Raw genomic sequence first — 22,736 nt, forward strand, 5'->3', positions numbered from 1 at the left:
TGTCGCAAACTTACCACAACGAACGGAAGAATCTCTCGCCTCTGAGCCAGGTCCAACATGCCTCCCTTGCCGCGCCAGCGAGCCATGAACGCAGTACCAGGCGCCCAGACAAAACGAATCAAGCACGCCAAGCCACTGCATTTCTGGCAACGCTCATTATCCTCGTTAACACGCAATAAAAGTCCGCAGATTCCCGTCGCACGTTGTTTCTCAATAAACATCATGAGCGCGGGCCACATTTTATTCATACCAAAAAATAATCAAATTATTCCCCGCCTGTATATCGGCGATAACTGCCGTGAACGAGCGATAGCCGCATGCGAAAGGCGCTATCCATTTCCAGTTTCCACCACATCACCGCCCACTGGCACGCAGGAGAAAAAATGTCATCAAACCACCTATGCTCTCTATATGCGAGGATTGCAAAAGAATATCAAAAGTTTCAAAATTGCAATATATTAAATAAAAAATAAAATATACTAATTAATATCCATTAATCCGAAATTAATCACCACAATAAAATATCAATAAATTAAAGTTAATTTAAAAAAAAGTTCCCAAACAAGGCCGATTTAATCTTTCCGGGAAAAAAAGAAGACGGCATTCCCCCCTCTTCACCGCATATTGTCTAGACAGGCAAGGCAAAAATTCAGGCATTGGGTGCGGCAGAGTTTTTAGTGAACGAAAATATTGCCTGCGCTTTCATTGCAGTTACCGCTGCATGAATATTCATGTTACTCATCATGAAAATATATGCGACTGCACAAAAAGTTAATTCAAATGCAACTTTCCGTTATTCTTAAATATTGCAAGTATTAAATTGACTTGCAACTTGTGCCTAGGTACAGTCAATCGTCGTAAAGTTCTTAAAACATAACTATTAACTTACAGCACAAGGGAATCGACAATGTTGAATGAAACAGTTCTAGCGCGTTCAGTCAGGCTCATATGCGCAGGCAGTATCGTGCTCACCATGCACTCCGCATTTGCTCAGACACAAGAGGAAAACGTCACCAGGGTGCAAGTCACCGGTTCGCGTCTGACCTCGCCAAATGCCGTATCACCATCCCCGCTGCAAATCCTGACATCGGCCGATATCGCCGCTTCCGGTGCCACCAACTTGCAGGAACTGTTGCTGAAAAATCCAACATTAGGCACGCCAACCATCAGCCGCACCAATTCCAACTTCCAGACCGCCAGTGTCGGCGTGGCTACGGTTGACCTGCGCAACCTGGGCACGTCGCGCACCCTGGTGCTGGTCAACGGCCGCCGCTTTGTCTCCGGCATTCCAGGCGAATCCGCGGTCGACATGAACACCATTCCGACCGACTTCATCGAACGTGTGGAATTGCTGACCGGTGGCGCGTCCGCCGCATACGGCTCGGACGCCGTGGCAGGCGTAGTCAACATCATCTTGAAACGCAACTTCAATGGCGTACTGGTCGATGCATCGCTGGGCCAGAGCGACCACCACGACGATTCGAAGAAAAAACTGGCCATCACCTTCGGCACCAGCAGCGCAGACGGCGCCAGCAATGTCATGGGCCACTTCGGCTACTCCAAGCAAGGTGCCGTGTACTCGCGTGACCGTAATGGCACCGATGTCGACAACCAGTCGAAAGCAGCCATCACAGGTAAAGCTGCCGACATCTTCACCCCCATCTCGCCGTTCTACTCGAGTATCTCGCCACAGGGTCGTTTCTTCCATGACACAGGCGATTTCACGTACGACAAGGCCGGCAACGTCATTCCATGGAGCACCAACGGCACTGCCGCCCTGGCGGCGACGGGCTTCAACCGCAATGCCTTCCGTACCATCGCCGTACCGACCGAACGTTTCCTGTTTGCCACCAATGGTACCCATGCCTTCGATGAGAATCACAGCGCCTTCTTTGAAGGCACGTATTCGTCGACCAAGGTGACATCGCGCATCGAACCATTCGCCCTGCAAGCGGGCGACATTTTCCCGGATACGGGCCAGGTTCCTGCCGGCACCCTCGTCAATGGCGTCGTGGTGCGCAATCCACTGGTTCCGCAATACCTGTATGACCGTATTACCGACAACGATGGCGATGGCATTCCCGATTACTCGTTCACGCGCCGGCTGTCCGAAGTCGGCACGCGCGGCAGCACGGCGGAACGCGATACCTTCCGCCTGGCGACCGGCTTGAAGGGCACGATCATGGACTGGAACTATGAAGCCTTCGTGTCGTACGGCAAGACCAAGGAAGCACAGAATTCGAGCGGCCAGGTGAACGTGCAAAACTTCCGCAATGCCTTGCTTGGCACGCCTGACGGCGCCGGCGGCGTGCAATGTTCGGATGCCATCGCGCGTCAGCAAGGTTGCGTGCCAATCAATATCTTTGGCTACAACACGATTTCGCCCGAAGCATTGAAATACGTCACGGCGCCAGGTTCGTTGATCACCTCGACCACGCAAAAAATTGCTGGTGGTAACTTGAGCGGCGAATTGTTCCAGCTGCCAGCGGGTAAAGTCGGCCTGTCCGGCGGTTTCGAATGGCGCCAGGAAGAATCGAGCAGCATACCCGATCCGCTGACGCAAGCTGGATTGAATGCAGGCAACGCTACGCCGCCGACGTACGGCAAATTCAATGTCAAGGAAGCCTACCTGGAAACCTTGGTACCGCTGCTGAAAGACAAGTTCCTAGCGAAGCAGCTCGACTTCCGCGCCGCCTACCGCGTCGGTGACTACTCCACCGTCGGCCACACCAACAGCTGGAATATGGGCCTGGAATGGGCGCCGACGTCGGATGTGAAGTTCCGAGCCACACGTTCGATCTCGACCCGCGCGCCGAACATCAACGAACTGTATTCGCCACCGAGCCAGGACTTCCCAAGCGGCCTGACCGATCCATGCCTGGGCGTCACGGCCGGCACGCCTGGCGCAACCGCAGACGCATGTCGCGCCAATCCTTACGTCTTGGCTAATATCCAGGCAAATGGCACGTTCAAGCAGTCGCAATCGGACTTGCAGGGCATCAGTGGCTACAACCGCGGCAATCCTGACCTGAAGGCCGAGCAAGGCCGTTCGACAACCGTCGGCGTGGTACTTACCCCGCGTTCGATCCCGATGCTCAGCAAGTTCACCTTCACGGCGGACTACTTCGACATCAAGATCTCGGATGCCATCGTCAGCACGCCGCGCCAGTATGCCCTGAGCCAATGCTACGGTGGCGGCAACCCGGCATTCTGCAGCTTCATCACGCGCCGTGCCGCTACCAGTGGCGACAACAACGTCGGCGCCCTCACCTATATTGACTCGGCCGTGTCGAACAGCGGCGGCCTGGCCACTGAAGGTGTCGACTTGACCGCATCTTGGGTCGATATGGTTGGCCCAGGCCGTCTGAGCGCCAAGATTCAATATACGTATGTCAAAGAGGGTTACGTCATTCCTCTGAAAGATGCGGACAAGAGCAAGGAAAAAAGGGATCTGTTTGCGGGCGAAATCGGTGCAGCCAAGAACAAGGCTAACCTGAACCTGGCCTACAAATGGGGCACCTTCGGCATCAGCAGCACCACGACCTTCATCGGCAGTTCGGCGCTGGATGATCAGTACCTGGCACAGTTCAAGCTCCCAGCCGACTCCATCAAGGTTGGCTCGCGTACCTACCAGGACTTCCAGCTCACCTTCGACGTGAAGAAGCAAGTGCAACTGTATCTGGGCATCGACAATGCCTTCGACACATCCGCACCAATGATCTTGAGTGGCGTGACCGGCAACAGCACCGGCACCAACACCAACGCGGGTACGTATGACCCGATTGGCCGCCGCTACTATGTCGGCGTACGCGTGACGATGTAATCCTGCACGGGATGGCGGGCTTGACGGCCAGCCATCCTCGCAACAACGGTGCGCTACGGCGCGCCGTTTTCATTTCCGCAGAAGAAAACAAGGGGAACCGACATGAGAAAATTATTACTGTTGCTGGCAGTTTGTGGCCCCGCCCAGGCCGACGATGCGGCAACCTTGCGCTGTCGCACGCTGAGCGACGGTGCGGCACGACTGGCCTGCTATGACGCCATGCCCGTCGGCGGCCCGGCAGTGGCGGCCGTGCCTCCCACCGTGGAACAGCAAAAACAGGCATTTGGCATGGAAGGCAGGCAAAAGCGTGCCATCGATGCCATGCCGGCGCCGCAGCTTGCCAGCCTGAGCAGCCATATCCCGGGTAAGTTCGAGGGCTGGCAGCCGGGCCAGACCATCACCCTGGCCAATGGCCAGCGCTGGAAGGTGGTTGACGGCAGCGATGGCGTGGTGGTCGGCAAGGATTTGAAAGCGACACTGGTGCGCGGCATGCTGGGTGCCATCTATCTCGACATCGAAGGGGCGTCCCGCTCACCCAAGGTGGTACGCATCCAGTAGCGGGCACCCATTGAAAGTTTATTTGAAGATATTCCACGGCCACGGCAGGGCGTATGATGGAGGTCACTGCCGCGTTGACGAAGGAAATCTACCGCCATGCCATTGCACTACCTGTCCCGCCTGAGCGGCGCGGCGCGCGACACGCAAGCCAATTTGCAACTGGGCTGCGTGCTGGCGCTGGTGGCCGGCGCCGTGAATGCGGGCGGCTTTCTCGCCATCGGCGGCTATACTTCGCACATGACGGGCATCGTTTCCGGCATGGCGGACGACCTGGCGCTGGGCAATATCACGCTGGCCCTGGCCGCGCTGGGCGCCTGGCTGGCCTTTGTCAGCGGTGCGGCCGTGACGGCCATCATGGTGAACTGGGGCAAGCGGCGCCGACTGCACAGCCAGTTTGCCGCCAGCCTGCTGCTGGAAGCGACCCTGTTATTGCTGTTCGGCTTGACGGGCAATTATCTGGCCACCATGCCCGACGTGCTGGGCCCCGTCACCATCTTGCTGCTGTGCTTTGTCATGGGTCTGCAGAACGCCATCATCACCAAGATTTCGGGCGCCGTCATCCGCACCACCCACGTGACGGGCCTGTCCACCGATATCGGCATCGAACTGGGCAAGATGGCGTATTACAACCGGCGCCACCTGCCGGACCGGATGGTCAAGGTCAACCGCGGCAAGCTGAGAACGCACAGCCTCTTGATCAGCTGCTTTTTCATCGGCGGCGTCAGCGGCGCCCTGGCCTTCAAGCACATCGGCTTTCCGGCCGCCACCATCCTGCTCGCCGGCGTGCTGACCCTGCTGTCCGGCGTGCCCGTGCTGCGCGACTTGCGCGTGCTGTGGCGCTTCTACCGCCGGCGTTTTTAATCATACAGACGAAAAAAACGCCCCGAAGGGCGTTTTTTGCAGGCTAGCCAGGAATTACTTGGCCGACATCAGTGCGACGGTGGTGTCGAGCATGCGGTTCGAGAAACCCCACTCATTGTCATACCACGACGATACTTTCACCAGACGGCCCGATACCTTGGTCAGGGTCGAATCGAAGTTCGACGAAGCCGGGTTATGGTTGAAGTCGATCGATACCAGCGGTTCGGTCTGGTACGTCAGGATACCTTCCAGGGCGCCTTCCGACGCGGCTTTCATCAGCGCGTTGACTTCTTCCACGGTGGTGTCGCGCTTGGCGATGAAGGTCAGGTCGACCAGCGACACGTTGATGGTCGGCACGCGGATGGCGAAGCCGTCCAGCTTGCCATTCAGCTCAGGCAGCACCAGGCCAACGGCGGCAGCAGCGCCCGTCTTGGTCGGGATCATGCTCATGGTGGCCGAACGGGCGCGGCGCAGGTCTTCATGCATCACGTCGGACAGCACCTGGTCATTGGTGTAGGCGTGCACGGTGGTCATCAGGCCCGTTTCGATGCCGATGGCGTCGTTGAGTGGTTTGACCAGCGGTGCCAGGCAGTTGGTGGTGCACGATGCGTTCGAGATGACGGTGTCGGTCGATTTCAGTACCGAGTGGTTCACGCCGAACACGACAGTTGCATCGACGTCCTTGCCGCCTGGTGCCGAGATGATGACTTTTTTCGCGCCGCCCTTCAAGTGAGCCGAAGCTTTCTCTTTGGTGGTGAAGAAACCCGTGCATTCCAGCACGACGTCCACGCCCAGCTCGCCCCATGGGATTTCAGCAGGATTGCGCTGTGCAAACACGCGGATCGGATCGCCATTGACGATCATGTTGTCGCCTTCGACGGTGACCGTGCCCGGGAACTTGCCGTGCGCGGTGTCGTAGCGGGTCAGGTGGGCGTTCGATTTGGCATCGCCCAGGTCGTTGATGGCAACGATCTGGATATCCTGTTTCTTGCCGCCTTCGTAGAAAGCGCGCAATACATTACGGCCGATGCGGCCGTAGCCATTGATTGCAACTTTGATCGTCATACTCTGCTCCTGATTAAAAAAGAAGGTACATGCACGCCCCTGGCGAGCACATCGCCAGGACCGTTAAAAATCAATATTAGCCTGCGATAACGGCTTTCACCTTGGCGACAACGTTCTCGACCGTGAAACCGAAATGCTTGAACAGCACGCCGGCAGGCGCCGATTCGCCAAACGTGTCGATACCGACCACGGCGCCTTCCAGGCCCACGTATTTGTACCAGAAGCTGGTCACGCCAGCCTCGATGGCTACGCGCGGCACGCCCTTCGTCAGTACGCTGGCCTTGTAGGCGGCGTCCTGGCGATCATACACGTCGGTCGATGGCATCGACACCACGCGCACGTTGATGCCTTCCGAGGCCAGCGCGCTGGCGGCAGCGACAGCCAGTTCCACTTCGGAACCGGTAGCGATCAGGATCGCCTTGGCGTCCGCCACGTCGTTCAGCACATAGCCGCCGCGGTAGATATTTTCAATTTGCTCGCTGGAACGCTCCTGGTACGGCAGGTTCTGGCGCGAGAAGATCAGGGTCGACGGGCCATCCTTGCGGCGCACGGCGGCGCCCCAGGCAGCAGCCGACTCGACGGTATCGCATGGACGCCAGTTGTCCAGGTTCGGGATCAGACGCATCGACGAGACGTGCTCGACCGATTGGTGCGTCGGGCCGTCTTCGCCCAGGCCGATCGAATCGTGGGTGAACACGAAGATCGAACGCAGTTTCATCAGCGCGGCCATGCGCAGGGCATTGCGGCTGTAGTCGGAGAACGTCAGGAACGTGGCGCCGAACGGGATGTAGCCGCCGTGCAAGGTGATGCCGTTCATGATGGCGCTCATGCCGAATTCGCGCACGCCGTAGTTGATGTGGTTGCCTGGCTGGCCCGAACGCACGGCCACGCATTCTTTCCAGTTGGTCAGGTTCGAACCGGTCAGGTCGGCCGAGCCGCCGAGGAATTCCGGCAGCGACGACGCCAGTGCCTGGATGGCGTTCTGGCTGGCCTTGCGGGTGGCGATGTTTTCTTTCTTCTCGACGCAGGAAGCGATGGCGGCGCTCAGGGCCACTTCGAATGCCTGTGGCAACTCGCCCTGCATGCGGCGGGTCAGCTCAGCGGCTTGCTGCGGGAATTCGCGGGTGTAGGCGGCGAAGCGCTCGTTCCAGTCCGCTTCCAGCAGGGCGCCTTGTTTCTTGGCATCCCAGGCTGCGTACACGTCGGCCGGCATCTCGAACGGTGCGGCATCCCAACCGATGTATTCGCGTACGGCAGCGATTTCCTTGTCGCCCAGCGCGGCGCCGTGGACCTTGTCGCCGCCTTGCAGGTTCGGCGAACCCTTGCCGATGATGGTCTTGCAGCAAATCAAGGTTGGCTTGCTGGCGGTCTTGGCGGCGGCGATGGCGGCAGCCACGGCGGCAACATCGTGACCGTCGACAGCGCGGATGACGTTCCAGCCGTACGCTTCGAAGCGGGCCGGGGTGTCGTCCGTGAACCAGCCTTCGACTTTGCCGTCGATGGAAATGCCGTTGTCGTCGTACAGAGCGATCAGTTTATTCAAGCCCAGCGTGCCGGCCAGCGCGCACACTTCGTGCGAAATACCTTCCATCAGGCAACCGTCGCCCAGGAAAGCATAGGTGTAGTGATTGACGATGTCGTGGCCAGGCTTGTTGAATTCAGCGGCCAGCAATTGCTCCGACAGGGCCATGCCGACGGCGTTGGCGATGCCCTGGCCCAGCGGACCAGTGGTCGTTTCCACGCCTGGCGTGACATCGACTTCCGGGTGGCCCGGGGTTTTCGAATGCATCTGGCGGAAGGCCTTGATGTCATCCATCGACAGGTCGTAACCGGTCAGGTGCAGCAGCGCGTAGTGCAGCATGGAGCCGTGGCCGTTCGACAACAGGAAACGGTCGCGGTTCTGCCATTTTGGATTCGCGGGATTGTGGCGATAGTGACCACTCCACAGGGCAACTGCGATCTCGGCCATGCCCATCGGCATGCCTGGATGGCCGGAGTTGGCCTTTTGTACAGCGTCCATTGCCAGTGCGCGGATCGCATTGGCCATTTTGGTAGTCGGGAGCGTAGTTGTCATGATGGTGTGGGTCAGTCGCGAGTTTGGGATTCGTTTGCAACAGCGCGGACAGGGAAGCCGGCTGCTTTCTGTAGTCAACTATTTTACCAGACTGGGGGGCTGCAAATTAGAATTGCGGCGTACTGGCCCGCCAAATGGCTATACTTTGACGTCTTTCCACCCCACTTACCCCCGTTGAGGATTTGCATGCCGCGTTTTTTCTGCCCCCAGCCGCTCGTCGCCGGCGCCACCGTCTCCCTGCCGGAGGCTGTCGCCCACCATATCCAGGTCGTGCGCCTGGCGCCGGGCGACGTCATCACCCTGTTCAATGGCGAAGGCGGCGAAGTGCAAGCCAGCCTGGTGGCGGTCGCCAAGCGCAGCGTGACGGCGGAAATACAGGCGCACGTGGCGCGCGAAGCGGAACTGCCGTATGCCGTGACCCTGGCGCAGGCGCTGCCGGAAGCATCGAAAATGGACTGGATCATCGAAAAAGCCATCGAACTGGGCGCGGCGGGCATCGTGCCGCTGGCGGCGCAGCGTTGCGTGGTGCGCTTGTCGAGCGAGCGGGCCGAGAAAAAGCTCGCGCATTGGCAAGGCATCATCGTCTCCGCATCGGAACAATGCGGCCGCAACCGACTGGCCCAGCTGGCGCCATTGCAGGATTTTAGTAGCTGGAGCAGCCAGCAAGATCTGCATAAGCGCATCATTTTGACGCCGCGCGCGGAGCAGTCGCTAGCCGACTGGGCGCGTCACCAGCCGCCGCAAGCGATCACCGTGATGGTGGGGCCGGAAGGCGGGTTTACCGAGGCGGAAGAAAAAGCCGCCATCGCGGCTGGCGCCATCGGCTTGGCGATGGGGCCGCGCATCCTGCGCACGGAAACGGCGGGATTGACGGCGCTGGCGACGCTGAGTGCATTGTGGGGTGGGATGTAGCGAGGTTTCGCCCACAACGCACGGATCCGTGCTGCGCCAGTGGCTCGACGTAGCAGCGACGTCCCGCCAATTTGCAATATGGAGTTGCAGATGCGTCCGGCAACGGACGTAGAAAGCAAAAAGGTCCACCAGGAAATCCTGGCGGACCTTATTCAAACGTTCATCAGATGCTCCTTGCGGAGCCTCAGATTAGAACGACTGGTTGTAGCGAACGTAGACGAAACGGTCGATAGGCAGGTTAGGATCTACCGACGACGACGACGATGCACCGGCGTAATTGCTGTTGGCGCTGTACACGACCGCTGGCTTCTTGTCGAATACATTATTCGCGCCGACCATGATGCGGCCCTTCCAAGGCGTCGCATAAGCAACACTCAGGTCGCTATACACCGTGGCGCCGACCTTGTTGTACGCAGTACGGACTTCAGTAGCCGGGTTCGAGCACTCGATGGCCTCACCAAAGGCGCAATCAGCCTTGGTGCCGGAGATGAAGCGCGACGTGAACGAAGCACTCCAGTTGCCCATAGCCCAATCCAGGGTCAGATTCGACTTCAGGCGTGGCGTATCGAAATCGCCGGTGGACTCGTTCCAATCGGACGTCGCCGAGCTCTTGGTCCTGAAAGTCTTGACCCAGGTCGACTGCGAATTGAGCGTGAACTGGCCGTATGCCGTACGCGGCAGACGGTAAGACAGACCAATATCAACGCCTTCGGTTTCCATCGTACCCAGGTTGGTGTTGCCGCGATTGAGGCTGATGATGGCGCCTGTCGTATCACGTTTCAGGTTGTCGCAGAACGCTTGAACGCCGTACTGGTAGCACTGGCTCAAGGTGTAAGGCGTACTCACTGCCGTGATGCGATTTTCGATCTGGATATTAAACCAGTCCAGGGTAGTGGTAAAGCCAGGCACGAACGACGGGCTGTACACCAGACCCAAGGTCTTCGTCGTCGCTGTTTCCGGCTTCAGGCTACTGTTACCCGCACCCGTGTTGAATGGGATTGCGGTCTGTGCAGCAGCTGTCACCACCGCTCCAGTGGAACTGCGCTGGCGATAGTCGGTTGGAACGCCGCCATTCTTGCAGTTTGTCGCAATCGTCGGGTTGGAGGTCTGGCCGTATTTGCTATCGCAAATATCCAGATAGCTGTCGAAGGATTGCGAACCGCCGCCGAAAGTATCATTCAGCGATGGAGCGCGGAAACCTTGAGCCCAGGTACCACGTGTCAGCAGGTCATTGACCGGTTTCCACATGAAGCTGGCCTTGCTATTGGTCGTCGTACCGAAGTTGCTGTAGTCCGAGTAGCGGGATGCCAGGTCGATCGACAGCAGTTTTGCGAACGGCTTGTCTTTCAGCAATGGAATAATCGTTTCCAAGTACACTTCCTTGACCGTGTAGCGGCCAAAGGTGGCGTTACCTGCCAGATCCGTGGTCAGATTCGACTGTGCAAACTGATCCGGAACATCGTAACCGCGGACTTCGCGATGCTCCATGCCGCCGGCAAAGCCGACTGCACCCGCTGGCAGCGAGAACAGTTCGCCCGTGATATCGGCAGTGATGCTGTTGACCGTGCTACCGTAGGTTGCCTGGCCGTTTGCGGCGATGTATTTCAATGCCGCCGGCGTCGAAGCCGATGGACCGCCCAGGATATTGAACGGTGTGCACTCTGCCAGGCCGATCGGGTTGGCTGCCGTACCGCACTGCACCACGCCACCAGCGTTCAGGAACGATGGGCCCAGAGCCTTTTTCAGGTTGATCAGGTTCAGGTTGCCGGTGCTCGACGCCAGGCCGGTCACTGCATTGTGGTTGTAGCCTACGCTCCAGCCCCATGGCAGGCCGCGCAGCGTGAAGTCGCCTTCCAGCGACGCATCGATGTGGACTGTCTGGTTCTTGCTGTCCGTGACACGCGGCATTTCGATCATGCGGCGGTAGAAGAACGCATCCGCGCCAGTGCCACCGGTAACGGAAGCGCCGATCGGGTTGTAATAGCTGTTCTTGTCGAGGTAGACAGGATACTTGGCCTGGCTCAGGCTGTTGAGCGGGTAGCCGCCGTTTTGACGGGAGGAATTACGCTCCGAGAACATCGCCGTACTGGCGAAACGGATACCCATCGGCAGTTCATACGTGCCCTTGGTAAACATCGTCGTCAGTGAATTCGGCGACTGGAACATCATTTGCTCTGTCGTGTTGAACAGATCGTTCGGTGCTGCCGCATAAGGGTGATAGCTGGCAGGATTGCGCGAATCCTGACCAACACCGGCCGGGTTCTGCCAGGTGCCGGTGTGGTTCAGGTACTGGTTGGCGCCCGTCGCAGCGCCGCTAGCACTGACTTGACGGTAACGTCCCCACTGACCAACGCCAAGGCCGTCGAGTGGATGATCAGGACCATAGGTGGTGCTGGTGGCCTTGCGATCCTTGGACCATACGACACCCGAAGTGGTGTGCGACAGACCAAACATCAAGTTGGCTTTTTCGTCGCCAGCGCCATACGAGAAGCTGTAGTCGGAGTTTTTGCCATCGCCTTTGTCATTCTGGCCGTGGTAGACGCTCATGTTCGCGCCTTGCATGGATTTTTTCAGAATGATGTTGACCACGCCGGAAATCGCATCGGAACCGTAGATCGACGATGCGCCATCTTTCAGGATTTCAATGCGTTCGATCATGGACGTAGGTACCGTCGACATGTCGGTGTAACCGGCAACGGTGGTGGTCCAGCGCTTGCCGTTGACGAGTACCAGCAGACGTTGCGAGCCCAAGCCGCGCATGTCGATGTACTGGCCGCCTTGCTCGCGGTTCGACGTCAGCGTCGAGCCCTTGCTGAACGCTGGAGGGCCGGCCGAAGTCAGTTGATTCAAGACATCGCCAATAGTAACCAGACCGGTCGCCTGGATCTGTTGCGCCGTCATTTTCAGAACAGGTTGAGCGGTCTCGAGATCGACCTGGCGGATACGCGAGCCGGTAATCTCCACGCGCTGCGGTGCTTCAGCTTCAGCTTGTGCCTGGGCAAACACGGTCAGCGAGTTCAATGCCATTGCCACTGCTACAGCAATTTTAGTGCGTTGATGCATAAGTTCTCCGATTTGAAAATACTATACCTACTGATCTAGTCAGGCTCTTGTAAACATAACAAGTATGTCTAATGTCTTTCTTAACCTGGTGCTGTCGGCCATGTGCCCAACCGTTTATCGCTTTATGAGCGAGTCAGCAAGATTGCTATGACATCTCATCATCAAACCATTTCCAAAGCGGCACTGTCAATAATCGTTGAAAATGGATTCATCAAAGAAACAACACTTTTCCACTAAGCATTTCCTGTTTCCCGTAGAAAAAAGAGCATGTAGTGCTCGATAGCAATACCGGATGCACCAGGCGCGAGCAATAGTCGGACTGATACGAACTCGGCTGCTGCATTGCAGTGCGCTGTCGACGCTTGTCTGGCGTACGGAAAAATAGGGAATGGTACGCAAACCACCTGCAACTACCAGCAAAAGCATCAAATCCCCACGTTCCCGCCTAAATCAAACGCACAAAAATGGTGCAACGCCAGAAAAAAACAGTGTTTTTCCAATCGCGACTTTGCATGGATGCGATTTTTTTGCGCCAGAGACATGGGATAACGGCCAAGAGTTGCAAAAACACAACAATAGAAGTTAAATCCGTCACAATCTCATTTTTTCATTATATGATGCAGGGTAAATAAAAATGCTTCTCCTCATCTGCACGCTCGGGCATGAATACAGATATTCATGCGCGCCCAAATGCAAATTGTTTTTTTGAAAAACAATCCGCGCTCCATTTTTATTCCAAAGATAAATTATATTTTCAGGGATAAAAGATAGCCACGTCCTGCCAAAATATAACCGAGTAAATCTCAATACACCGGCTGATGTATCGCGCCTGATCATTTCTCAAAAAATAAAACTGCTACGCCAACTAAGTAGGTCGCAATAAATTATTGTGATTTCTGACTTCCATAACCGGCGCTCTGCGGTGTTGCCCGATGCTAGCAGTGCTCGCACTGCGTCGCAGCGGGCGCCTTGCAGAGCATCCGGTTCTGTTCGTCATAACTTCACAATAATTTCCCACGACCTACTTATAAGATACAAAATGCTTTTCATCGGTGCGCGCCACGGTTTTGGTACGCTTCCAGCTGATTCCCTCCTGCATGCCTGTGCTTGTCCATCTGCGGTGCTTGACGCGAGCCGATTCGTACGCCTGCGCATGCCGGATGCGGCGCGCCGTAATCGCTTGCGCCTGCTTTGAGTCACGTTATGCTTCCCGTTATATTTCTGTTGGCACTGCCCACGGCGGCCTTCACGGCATGCTTGCACCACTACCGCGCCGCACCTGCGGCCCAAGCGACCCAGGCCCGGTCTTCTCAAAAAAACGCCAGCTGCAGGTAAAATGGCGGCTTGATGGCAGCGCGCATGCGCTGCCTCACAGACTCTCCGCTAGATACGGAGCCCGGCCATTTATATAGACAGATATTATGTTGCGACTCAACGAAGTAAAACTCCCCCTCGAACACGACGATGCAGCCCTGCCTGCCGCCATCCTGGCGCGCCTCGGCATTGCCGCGGACGAGCTGCTCGGCTTTACTGTCTTCAAGCGCAGCTACGACGCGCGCAAGCGCAGCGCCGTGGTGTTGATTTACTCGCTGCATGTGGAAGTCAAGAATGAAGCGGCCGTACTGGCGCGCCTGGGCCACGATATCCACCTGATGCCCGCGCCCGACACCGACTATAAATTCGTCGCCGGCGGCGAACAGCTGGCCGGCCACACGCATGAAGCGCGTCCCATCGTCATCGGCACGGGGCCATGCGGCCTGTTCGTGGCGCTGATCCTGGCGCAGATGGGCTTGCGCCCCCTCATCCTGGAACGCGGCAAGCAGGTGCGCGAACGCACGGTCGACACCTTCGGCTTCTGGCGCAAGCGCGAACTGAACCCGGAATCGAACGTGCAGTTCGGCGAAGGCGGCGCCGGCACCTTTTCCGACGGCAAGCTGTACAGCCAGATCAAGGATCCCAAGCACTACGGCCGCAAGGTATTGACGGAATTCGTCAAGGCCGGCGCGCCCGAGGAAATCATGTATGTGAGCAAGCCGCACATCGGCACCTTCCGCCTGGTCAAGATGGTGGAAGAAATGCGCGCCAATATCGAACAACTGGGCGGCGAATACCGCTTCAGCAGCAAAGTGGTCGATCTCGACATCGTGCCGGGTGCCGACGGCGGCCAGGTACGCGGCGTGGTGCTGGACAATGGCGAGACCATCGCCAGCAACCACGTGGTGCTGGCCATCGGCCACAGCGCGCGCGACACCTTCGAGATGCTGCACCGCCGCGGCGTGTACATCGAAGCCAAGCCGTTCTCGATCGGTTTCCGCGTGGAACACCCGCAATCCTTGATCGACAGCTGCCGCTTCGGCCCCAGCGCCGGCCACCCGATTCTGGGTGCGGCCGACTACAAGCTGGTGCACCACGCCAGCAATGGCCGCTCCGTCTACAGCTTCTGCATGTGCCCGGGCGGCACGGTGGTGGCTGCCGCCTCGGAGCCAGGCCGCCTGGTGACGAACGGCATGAGCCAGTACTCGCGCAACGAGCGCAACGCCAACAGCGCCATCGTCGTCGGCATCACGCCAGCCGACTATCCGGGCGACCCGCTGGCCGGCATCGCCCTGCAGCGCGACCTGGAAGAGCGTGCGTTCGCCCTGGGCGGCGGCAACTACGATGCGCCAGGCCAACTGGTGGGCGATTTCGTGGCGGGCCGCGCCTCGACGGAGTTCGGCAGCGTGATTCCTTCGTACAAGCCGGCAGTGCACTTGACGGATCTGGCGCCGGCCCTGCCCGAGTACGCAATCACGGCCATGCGTGAAGCGTTTCCGGCATTCAACAAGCAGATCAAGGGCTACTACAAGGCCGACGCCGTGCTGACGGGCGTGGAAACGCGCACTTCCTCGCCGATCCGCATCAAGCGCCGCGACGACAACCTGCAAAGCCTGAATACGCGGGGCCTGTTCCCGGCCGGCGAAGGCGCCGGCTATGCGGGCGGCATCCTGTCGGCGGCCGTCGACGGCATCAAGGTGGCCGAGGCGGTTGCGCTGTCGATGGCGGCGCGCGGCAAGTAAACGTGCTTCGCCGCCGTTTGCGGCAGCGCAAAAAAAACGCCCGGGTAAATCACCCGGGCGTTTCAATTTTCAGCCTGCAACTACTTAGAACGTGTAGCTGCCGCGTACGTAGATGGTACGGCCGATGGCATCGGCGTAGCGTGGATCGTAGCCAGCCTGGAACGTCTTGGTCTGGAGGCTCAGTGGCGGTGCGCGGTCGAACAGATTGCGCACGCCAGCGGTCAGGGTTACGTTCTTGGTGGCAGCGACCGCGCCGAAGGTGTCGAAGGTCGTGTACGACGACACATTGTGGCTTGGATCCTGGTCGACATAGCCGGATTTGTAATGGCCGGACAGGCCGCCGCTGAAGATGCCGCTGTTCCAGTTCAGCGTGACATTATGCTGCCAGCGGAAGACGGGACCGATACCCGAGTAAATACCCACGTTATCCTTCCAGTTGCCGCCATCCGTATTTTGGTACTCATACTTGTTGATGTAGGTACTATTGGACACGATGGCAAAGGTGCCGTAGTCGTTCGAGCGCATGCGGTAGTTCAGGCTCAGGTCGACGCCGTTGGTATTGATGCCGCCCAGATTTTGCGTACGCAGGTCAACATAGCCGCAAGTGGCCGGATTCGGACATTGCGAACCGTCCGTCGCCAGGTTGCCCGCCGACGTGCGATGGTAGACGGCGGCATAGGTCACCGGGTCGCCGAACACATCATCTTCGCTCAGGCTGCCGATCGAATGTTTCAGCTGGATCCACCACACGTCAACGCCGATGCTCAGGTTGTTGAGCGGCTCGAAAACGATGCCCAGCGTGGCATTTTTCGATTTTTCAGGCTGGAGTTTCTTGTTACCCCCACCCAAAGCCTGGAATTGCTGGCTGCAGTTCGCCGCTTCGGGCTTGCCGGGCAACGCTTTACCGCCAGGGCAGTTGATAGGGTCATCTTGCTGGCTGGTATTGGTGTACGTCTGGGCCGAGTTGATTTCATACAGCGACGGCGCACGGAAGCCCGTCGAGTAGGAACCGCGCAGCAGGACTTCCTTGGTCGGCTGGAAGCGGAACGCCACCTTCGGATTGGTGGTGTTGCCAAAATCACTATAACGATCATAACGGACGGCGGCCGTCACATCCAGCGACTTGATGATGGGCACGTTCAACTCGGCATACAGCGCCTGGGTGTTGCGCGAACCTTCGTTATGCAGCTCGGGATCGATACCGGTACTGGCAACGACCTTGCTGGCGTAATCGAAATTGGCGGTGCTGAGGAAGCTTTCATGGGTTGCCTGGCCACCGACAGCCAGCGCGGCCGAGCGGCCTGCGCCGAACCAGTCGCTCAATTCGCGGCTGGCATTGAAGTCCGCGCCCTTGGTCGTACCCTTGGCATTCTGTACGTTGCCGTCCAGTGCGGCACTCTGGATCAGCGCCATGCCGGCAGCGTCCTGGTCGCCATACGGATTGATAATGCCGTTCAATACGCCCTTGGTGATGATGCCGCCGTCACTGTAACCCTTCAGGTTAACCTTGACCTTGTTTTCGTTATACGTCAGTGCGGCGTTGTAGTCCCAGCCGGCGATATTCCCCGTCAGGGCGGCTACCAAGCGCTGCTGTTTATTGATGTTTTCGTCCGAACGCGAACCATTCGGCAGATCGCGCCATTTGACATGGACAAAGCCGGGATTGACGCCGGACGGTGGCGGCGAGTCCGGTTCCCAATAGGTCGAGCTGAGCGGAATGTTCGGCACGAAATTGCCATTGCCCGGGAAATAGGGGTTGGGCGAACCGTCGAGACGGGTACGATTCTGAAACAGGCCACCGTATGGCACGGGAGCGATATGGCTGTAGACCTTGCTTTCGCTGCCCATATACTCGAGGCTCAGTTCATGGTTCGCATTGAGCTTCAGCGTGCCCTTGACCAGGCCGGTCGTGCGCTCGCTTTTCGGCACGTAGTCGACAAAGCTCGACGTCGTCATCTGGCAGCCAACGCCCAGTGGTATCAGGAAGGTACCGCTGGTGCAACTAGGCGCGGCGGGATTGCCGCTCTTGCCGTCCTGGTAGTAGTTGGCCGGGCTGGTGGTGGGCGACAGGCCACCCGGGAAGCGCGTGTTATACGGACGCTGCGTGCCGGTAATGGCGCGCTGGGCCTGGTGGTCGAGCATCGCGAAGAAGTTGAAGCCGTCCTTGTCGAGGTCGCCAAAGCCGTAACCGATATTGGCGCTGTTGGAGAAACCACCCGATTGTTCCGGCATATCCGCGCCAATGCTGGCGACGCCACCCTGGAAATCCTTGCGCGTGATGAAGTTGATGACGCCGCCCACGGCATCGCTGCCGTACAGCGACGACGCGCCGTCACGCAGTACTTCGACGCGCTCGAGCGCGGCGAAGGGAATCATGTTCAAGTCGGGCGCCGAGCTGTCGAGCGCATTGTTGGCCAGGCGGCGCCCGTTCAGCAAGACGAGAGTCTTGTTGGCGCCGATGCCGCGCAGGTTGGCGAACGACGCGCCGCCGGTACCCAGGCCGACGACCTGGCTGGTGCCTTGCGAAGCCTGCGAAGCGCTCAGGTTCGACATTACTTGCTCGATGGTGGTAATGCCCTGTTTTTTCAGATCATCCATTTTAATAATGGTGATCGGCACCGAGGTTTCACCATCGATCCGCTTAATGGCGGAGCCGGTGACTTCAACACGCTGCATGGGTGCATCGTTCTGTTGTGCCATGGCTGGCTGGGCCAGCATGGTCAGGCCAGCCAAAACGGCGCTACCCGAAAACATCAAACGCAAAGAACGAGACAAAACTGTTTCCATCATCATTGCAAACTCCCTTTGATATAGTTTTATGTTGCATTATTATCATGTAAACTCGGCGCCACTGAACTGCGGATGCGGCGCTCCGTGCAGGGAGGCTATCTGCTCACTAACATTCTTATCGTTATGAAAACCGCATTCAGGCTTCCGCCAAAGGGCTTCCCGAATTTAATGAATGATGCATAGCCGCCATGCCACTACCGGTCAAAGGCCCAGCTGCCATTGGCAAAACTAAACCTTAATGAGCCATCAAAACACGCGGAATTGGGAGGTGTCAACGATGTACTGAGCGTGGGAATAGAAAACAACAATTTATAATTCAGTAATACTATTTTGCACAATCATGGTGTACGGTATGCACCAGGAATAAGCGTCGCTGCACTATGTCAGTGAGATTTTTTCACGCCTGCGTGGAGGCCAGCGGCAGCCTGATCTGTATATGACAGCCGGGAGTGCAGTCGATGGCGCACACCTGGCCGCCCAGCTGCTGCACGATGGTGTAGACGATATGCATGCCCAGGCCGGAGCCGCCCTGGCCCCGCTTGGTGGTGAAGAACGGTTCAAACATATGCTCGCGCACGGCCGGCGCCAGGCCGACGCCATCGTCGGAAAACTCCAGCAGCAGCCAGCGCAAGGCCGCCTCATCCGCGTCCGCCTCGATGCGCGCGCGTATCGTGATGCGCCCCGGCCCGCCCTGCGGATAGCCGTGGCGGGCGCTGTTCATCAGCAGGTTCGAGAGGATTTGCGACAATTTCCCGGCCGCCAGGCGCACTTGGCAATCGGGCGCGATATCGAGTTCCACGCCCAGCGCCGCCTTGCGCAGCTCGGGACTGTGCGCCGACACCAGGCCGTGTACATAGTCGTGCAGCGCCAGGTCGGCCACGTATTCGCTGACCTGGTCCACGGCCAGCTGCTTGAAATTGCCGATCAGGTCGGCGGCGCGCGCCAGGTTGCGTTCGATCAAGGCGGCCGCGCCTTTGAGGGCTTCGGCAATGTCGACCAGTTCGGCGCGGCTGACCTTGGCGCCGCCCAGCAGCTGCACCAGCTGGTCGGCATAACTGCCCATGCTCGACGCCGCCGTCAGCGCCACGCCGATGGGCGTGTTGACTTCATGCGATACCCCCGCCACCAGCGAACCGAGGGCCGCCATCTGTTCCTGCTCGATCAGGTTGGCCTGCGCCGCCAGCAGCGACTCGGTGCGCACGCGCACGATCTCTTCCAGCTGCTGCGTGCGCTCCTGGTGCTGCAGCTCGGCCGCGCCGCGAGCCGAAAAGATCGACAGCAGCAGCAAGGCCAGCAAGCGCTTGTTTTCATCGATGGGACGCGTGTCGATGGCCGACAGGATGCCCAGGGTCTTGCCATCGGTATCGATCAGCGGCATGCCGACATAGCTTTCCGCCCGCATGTCAACCAGCAGGGTATCGAATGGAAAGCGACGCTGGATGTCGCTGCCATGAAAACACATGCTTTGGCACGTTACGTCCTGGCAAGGCGTGTGCTGCAGGCTGTATTCGATATTCGGCTGGTAGCCGTCGCCGCCCCACAGGGCCAGGGTGCGGATGCCTTCGCTGCCATCGTCCATGCGCACCAGGCGCCCAGCGATTACATAGTGCACGTCGAGCGCTTCGGCCAGGTCCTTGACGAGGATGCGCAGGAAGTCGTCGCCACGGGCGTGCGCCGTCGAGGCCGTAATCGAGCGCAGGGCCGCTTCCGCCAGGGTGCGTCGCTGCTCGGGATCGAACAGGGGTTCTTGCGAATTCACATCAAACAACGGAATACTCATGAATGCTCCTGCGCAGCATTGGAAGCGCCAGCCAACCTGCCGGCGTGGCAACCCTCAGCCATGGCCCGCCCGAGCGGACCTGCCGCGATTGTACCCCTGGCTATTGCTTAATAATACAGATACACAGGAATTTTTTACAGCCAGCCGGAACGCTTGAACAAGTAATACATATAACCGCAGACACAGCTCATCAGTCCCACGGCCACGGGATAGCCGTATTGCCAGTCCAGCTCCGGCATGAACTTGAAGTTCATGCCCCACACGCCGGCAAACGCGGTAAATACGGCGAAAATAGCCGCCCAGGCCGCCAACTGCTTGTTCACTTCGCTCTCGTCGATGGCCACCATCGACAGGTTCACCTGGATGGCCGTGCTGATGGTGTCGCGGATGGTGTCGAGCGTGCCGTTGATGCGCGCCAGGTGGTCGTGCACATCACGGAAATACTCCTGGGTATCGTGGCACAGCGGCGGCACCCTCCCGCCGTGCAGCTTGCCCACCGCTTCCATCAGGGGCGCCACCACGTGACGCAAGACCATGACTTTGCGTTTCAATTGATACAGCCGTTCGATATTGTCGCGCTCGGTGCCACGGTCGAAGATGCGATCCTCGATCAATTCCAGTTCCGATTCCAGCGCGTCGAGTACGGGAAAATAACGGTCGACGACGGCATCCATCAGCGCGTACAGCACGAAGGCCGAGCCCTGGCGCAGCAAGTGTGGTTCGCGCTCGGCGCGCGCGCGCACGCCGAGAAAACCTTGCGAGCTGTTGCTGCGTGACGAGAGCACGTAATTGGCGCCGACAAAGATGTCGACTTCCCCCATGACCAGTTCGTTCTCGACCATTTCCACGGTTTTCACCACGGCAAACAGGGAATCGCCATATTCCTCGATCTTCGGACGCTGGTGACCGCGCTGCGCATCCTCGACGGCCAGTTCATGCAGGCAAAACTCGTGCTGCATCTGTTTCAGCTCGTCCGGCGTGGCATCGAGCAGGGCTACCCAGACGAAACAGTCGGGGCGCTCGACGTAATCGCTGATATCGTCAATCGGCAAGTCGGCCAGTTTTTTGCCATCTTGGTAGGCCACGCAGTTAATCAGCATACAGTTCCACAATGAAAGTTAAGACCGCACGAAACAGTCCGGCAGGCGCCAGCTTACCTTATTGCCTGCTGTGGGTGTTGTGGCGTGCAAGGGACGCCGCGGGGAAAAGCGGACGGGGGAGCCCCCGTCCGGCCATGCGTCAATCGTCCTTGGCGCCGTCGATGCCCAGTTCAGAGATCTTGCGGGTGATGGTGTTGCGGCCGATGCCCAGGCGCACGGCGGCGTCGTTCTTGCGCCCGTGCGTATGCTTGAGCGCCGTCTTGATCAGGGCCGACTCGAATTGCCGCCCCAGCACGGCCATGACTTCCTGTTGCCCGGCACCCAGCATGCCGGCCGCCTGCAATTCCAGCAGGCCGATCCAGCCCGGCGGCGCACCGGTGGCGGGCGCGGCGGCGTCAAATACCTGGCCGCCATGCGGATGAGTCACGGCCGGCGGCGTCGCTTCGCCATGCGCTGCGGGAGCGCCGGCATCGCCCTGCCCCTGCGTCAATTCCAGCGGCAAGTCCTTGATTTCCACCGTCTGGCCCGGCGCCATCACGGTGATCCAGTTGCACAGGTTTTCCAGCTGGCGCACATTGCCGGGCAAATCGAGGCCGCTGAGAAATTGCATCGTCGGTTCGCTCATGCGCTTGGCTTCCACCCCCAGCTGGCGCGCGCTTTGCACCAGGAAGTGGCGCACCAGGATGGGGATATCCTCGCGCCGCTCCCTCAAACTGGGCAGGCGCAAACGGATCACGTTCAGGCGGTGATACAAGTCTTCGCGGAACAGGCCGTCGCGCACGCGCTGCTCGAGGTTCTGGTGCGTGGCCGTAATGACGCGCACGTTGGCCTTCATGGGCTGATGCCCACCGACGCGATAGAAATGGCCGTCGGACAGCACGCGCAACAGCCGCGTCTGCAGGTCGAACGGCATGTCGCCGATTTCATCGAGGAACAGGGTGCCGTTCTCGGCTTGCTCGAAGCGGCCCCGGCGCGTCGTCTGCGCGCCCGTAAACGCCCCCCGTTCATGGCCGAACAATTCGGATTCCAGCAAATCTTTCGGGATCGCCGCCGTGTTCAGGGCAATGAAGGGCTGCGCCGCACGCGGACTGTGCTTGTGCAGCGCGCGCGCCACCAGTTCCTTGCCGGAACCGGATTCACCCGTGATGAGCACCGTCACATTCGATTGCGACAAACGGCCGATGGCGCGGAAGACTTCCTGCATGGCCGGCGCCTGGCCGAGGATTTCCGGCGTTTCCGACGGGCCCGATTCGACGCTGGTCTCGCGCAGACTCTCTTCCAGCGCGCGACGGATCAGTTCGACAGCCTTGTCGATATCGAAGGGCTTGGCCAGGTATTCGAAGGCGCCGCCCTGGAAGGCCGCGACGGCCGAATCGAGGTCGGAAAAGGCGGTGATGATGATGACAGGCAAGCCGGGAAAGCGCGATTTGACCGTCTGCAACAGCTCCAGGCCGGACGCGCCCGGCATGCGGATATCGGACACGAGCACTTGCGGCGTGTCAAACTCCAGTGCAGCGATGGCGTCGCGTGCATTGGCAAAACTCTTGGTGGCGAGATTTTCCCGCGCCAGGGCTTTTTCCAGCACCCAGCGGATTGATTCGTCGTCGTCAACTATCCAGATTGGCTTCATTAGTGTGTGCGTCCCGCAATGGAT

General features: G+C 58.8%; 13 protein-coding genes. 6 read left to right on the forward strand and 7 right to left on the reverse strand.

Annotated elements, in window-relative coordinates; translation table 11 throughout:
- The first annotated feature begins 84 nt into the window (after positions 1-84).
- The 4 genes from ACP7EG_RS18655 (at position 85) to ACP7EG_RS18670 (ending at position 5,242) form a co-directional block, all read left to right on the forward strand.
- Positions 85-462 (forward strand): hypothetical protein, encoded by a 378-nt coding sequence (locus ACP7EG_RS18655; protein WP_426088811.1) that lies wholly within the window; start codon positions 85-87, stop codon positions 460-462.
- Between the two features lie 511 nt (positions 463-973).
- Positions 974-3,823 carry a TonB-dependent receptor domain-containing protein gene (locus tag ACP7EG_RS18660; protein WP_244199164.1) on the forward strand — a complete coding sequence of 950 codons (2,850 nt, stop codon included), beginning with the start codon at positions 974-976 and terminating at the stop codon, positions 3,821-3,823.
- A gap of 102 nt (positions 3,824-3,925) precedes the next feature.
- The gene (locus ACP7EG_RS18665) at positions 3,926-4,381 is read left to right on the forward strand and encodes a hypothetical protein (RefSeq protein ID WP_096234039.1); all 456 of its coding nucleotides are present in this window, start codon (positions 3,926-3,928) and stop codon (positions 4,379-4,381) included.
- A gap of 96 nt (positions 4,382-4,477) precedes the next feature.
- Complete coding sequence (locus tag ACP7EG_RS18670; protein ID WP_426088812.1) at positions 4,478-5,242, forward strand: YoaK family protein; 765 nt, start codon at positions 4,478-4,480, stop codon at positions 5,240-5,242.
- A gap of 54 nt (positions 5,243-5,296) precedes the next feature.
- Here the strand turns inward: ACP7EG_RS18670 and gap are convergent, their stop codons facing one another.
- Entirely contained in the window at positions 5,297-6,307 is a 1,011-nt protein-coding gene (gene gap / locus ACP7EG_RS18675) for a type I glyceraldehyde-3-phosphate dehydrogenase (protein WP_096234037.1), read from the reverse strand.
- Between the two features lie 76 nt (positions 6,308-6,383).
- Entirely contained in the window at positions 6,384-8,381 is a 1,998-nt protein-coding gene (tkt, locus tag ACP7EG_RS18680) for a transketolase (RefSeq protein WP_426088813.1), read from the reverse strand.
- 186 nt (positions 8,382-8,567) lie between these two features.
- Here tkt and ACP7EG_RS18685 point away from each other — a divergent pair, with 186 nt between their 5' ends.
- On the forward strand, positions 8,568-9,293 hold the full coding sequence (locus tag ACP7EG_RS18685) for a 16S rRNA (uracil(1498)-N(3))-methyltransferase (protein ID WP_426088814.1): 726 nt from the start codon (positions 8,568-8,570) through the stop codon (positions 9,291-9,293).
- Positions 9,294-9,482: 189 nt separating this feature from the next.
- On the opposite strand, the gene ACP7EG_RS18690 is transcribed toward ACP7EG_RS18685, so the two are convergent.
- The gene (locus ACP7EG_RS18690) at positions 9,483-12,356 is read right to left on the reverse strand and encodes a TonB-dependent receptor domain-containing protein (protein ID WP_426088815.1); all 2,874 of its coding nucleotides are present in this window, start codon (positions 12,354-12,356) and stop codon (positions 9,483-9,485) included.
- A gap of 1,421 nt (positions 12,357-13,777) precedes the next feature.
- Between ACP7EG_RS18690 and ACP7EG_RS18695 the strand changes: the two genes are divergently transcribed.
- Entirely contained in the window at positions 13,778-15,412 is a 1,635-nt protein-coding gene (locus tag ACP7EG_RS18695) for an NAD(P)/FAD-dependent oxidoreductase (protein WP_426088816.1), read from the forward strand.
- Between the two features lie 84 nt (positions 15,413-15,496).
- On the opposite strand, the gene ACP7EG_RS18700 is transcribed toward ACP7EG_RS18695, so the two are convergent.
- The 4 genes from ACP7EG_RS18700 to ntrC form a co-directional block, all read right to left on the reverse strand.
- Complete coding sequence (locus tag ACP7EG_RS18700; RefSeq protein WP_426088817.1) at positions 15,497-18,187, reverse strand: TonB-dependent receptor; 2,691 nt, start codon at positions 18,185-18,187, stop codon at positions 15,497-15,499.
- Between the two features lie 412 nt (positions 18,188-18,599).
- The gene (locus ACP7EG_RS18705) at positions 18,600-19,982 is read right to left on the reverse strand and encodes an ATP-binding protein (RefSeq protein ID WP_426088818.1); all 1,383 of its coding nucleotides are present in this window, start codon (positions 19,980-19,982) and stop codon (positions 18,600-18,602) included.
- A gap of 134 nt (positions 19,983-20,116) precedes the next feature.
- The gene (corA, locus tag ACP7EG_RS18710; protein ID WP_071079199.1) at positions 20,117-21,082 is read right to left on the reverse strand and encodes a magnesium/cobalt transporter CorA; all 966 of its coding nucleotides are present in this window, start codon (positions 21,080-21,082) and stop codon (positions 20,117-20,119) included.
- 139 nt (positions 21,083-21,221) lie between these two features.
- The gene (gene ntrC / locus ACP7EG_RS18715) at positions 21,222-22,712 is read right to left on the reverse strand and encodes a nitrogen regulation protein NR(I) (protein WP_426088819.1); all 1,491 of its coding nucleotides are present in this window, start codon (positions 22,710-22,712) and stop codon (positions 21,222-21,224) included.
- Positions 22,713-22,736 lie beyond the last annotated feature (24 nt).

Origin of the sequence: Janthinobacterium sp. PSPC1-1 (assembly GCF_049897625.1) — a bacterium.
In the GTDB taxonomy this organism is placed as follows: Bacteria; Pseudomonadota; Gammaproteobacteria; order Burkholderiales; family Burkholderiaceae_D; genus Janthinobacterium; species Janthinobacterium tructae.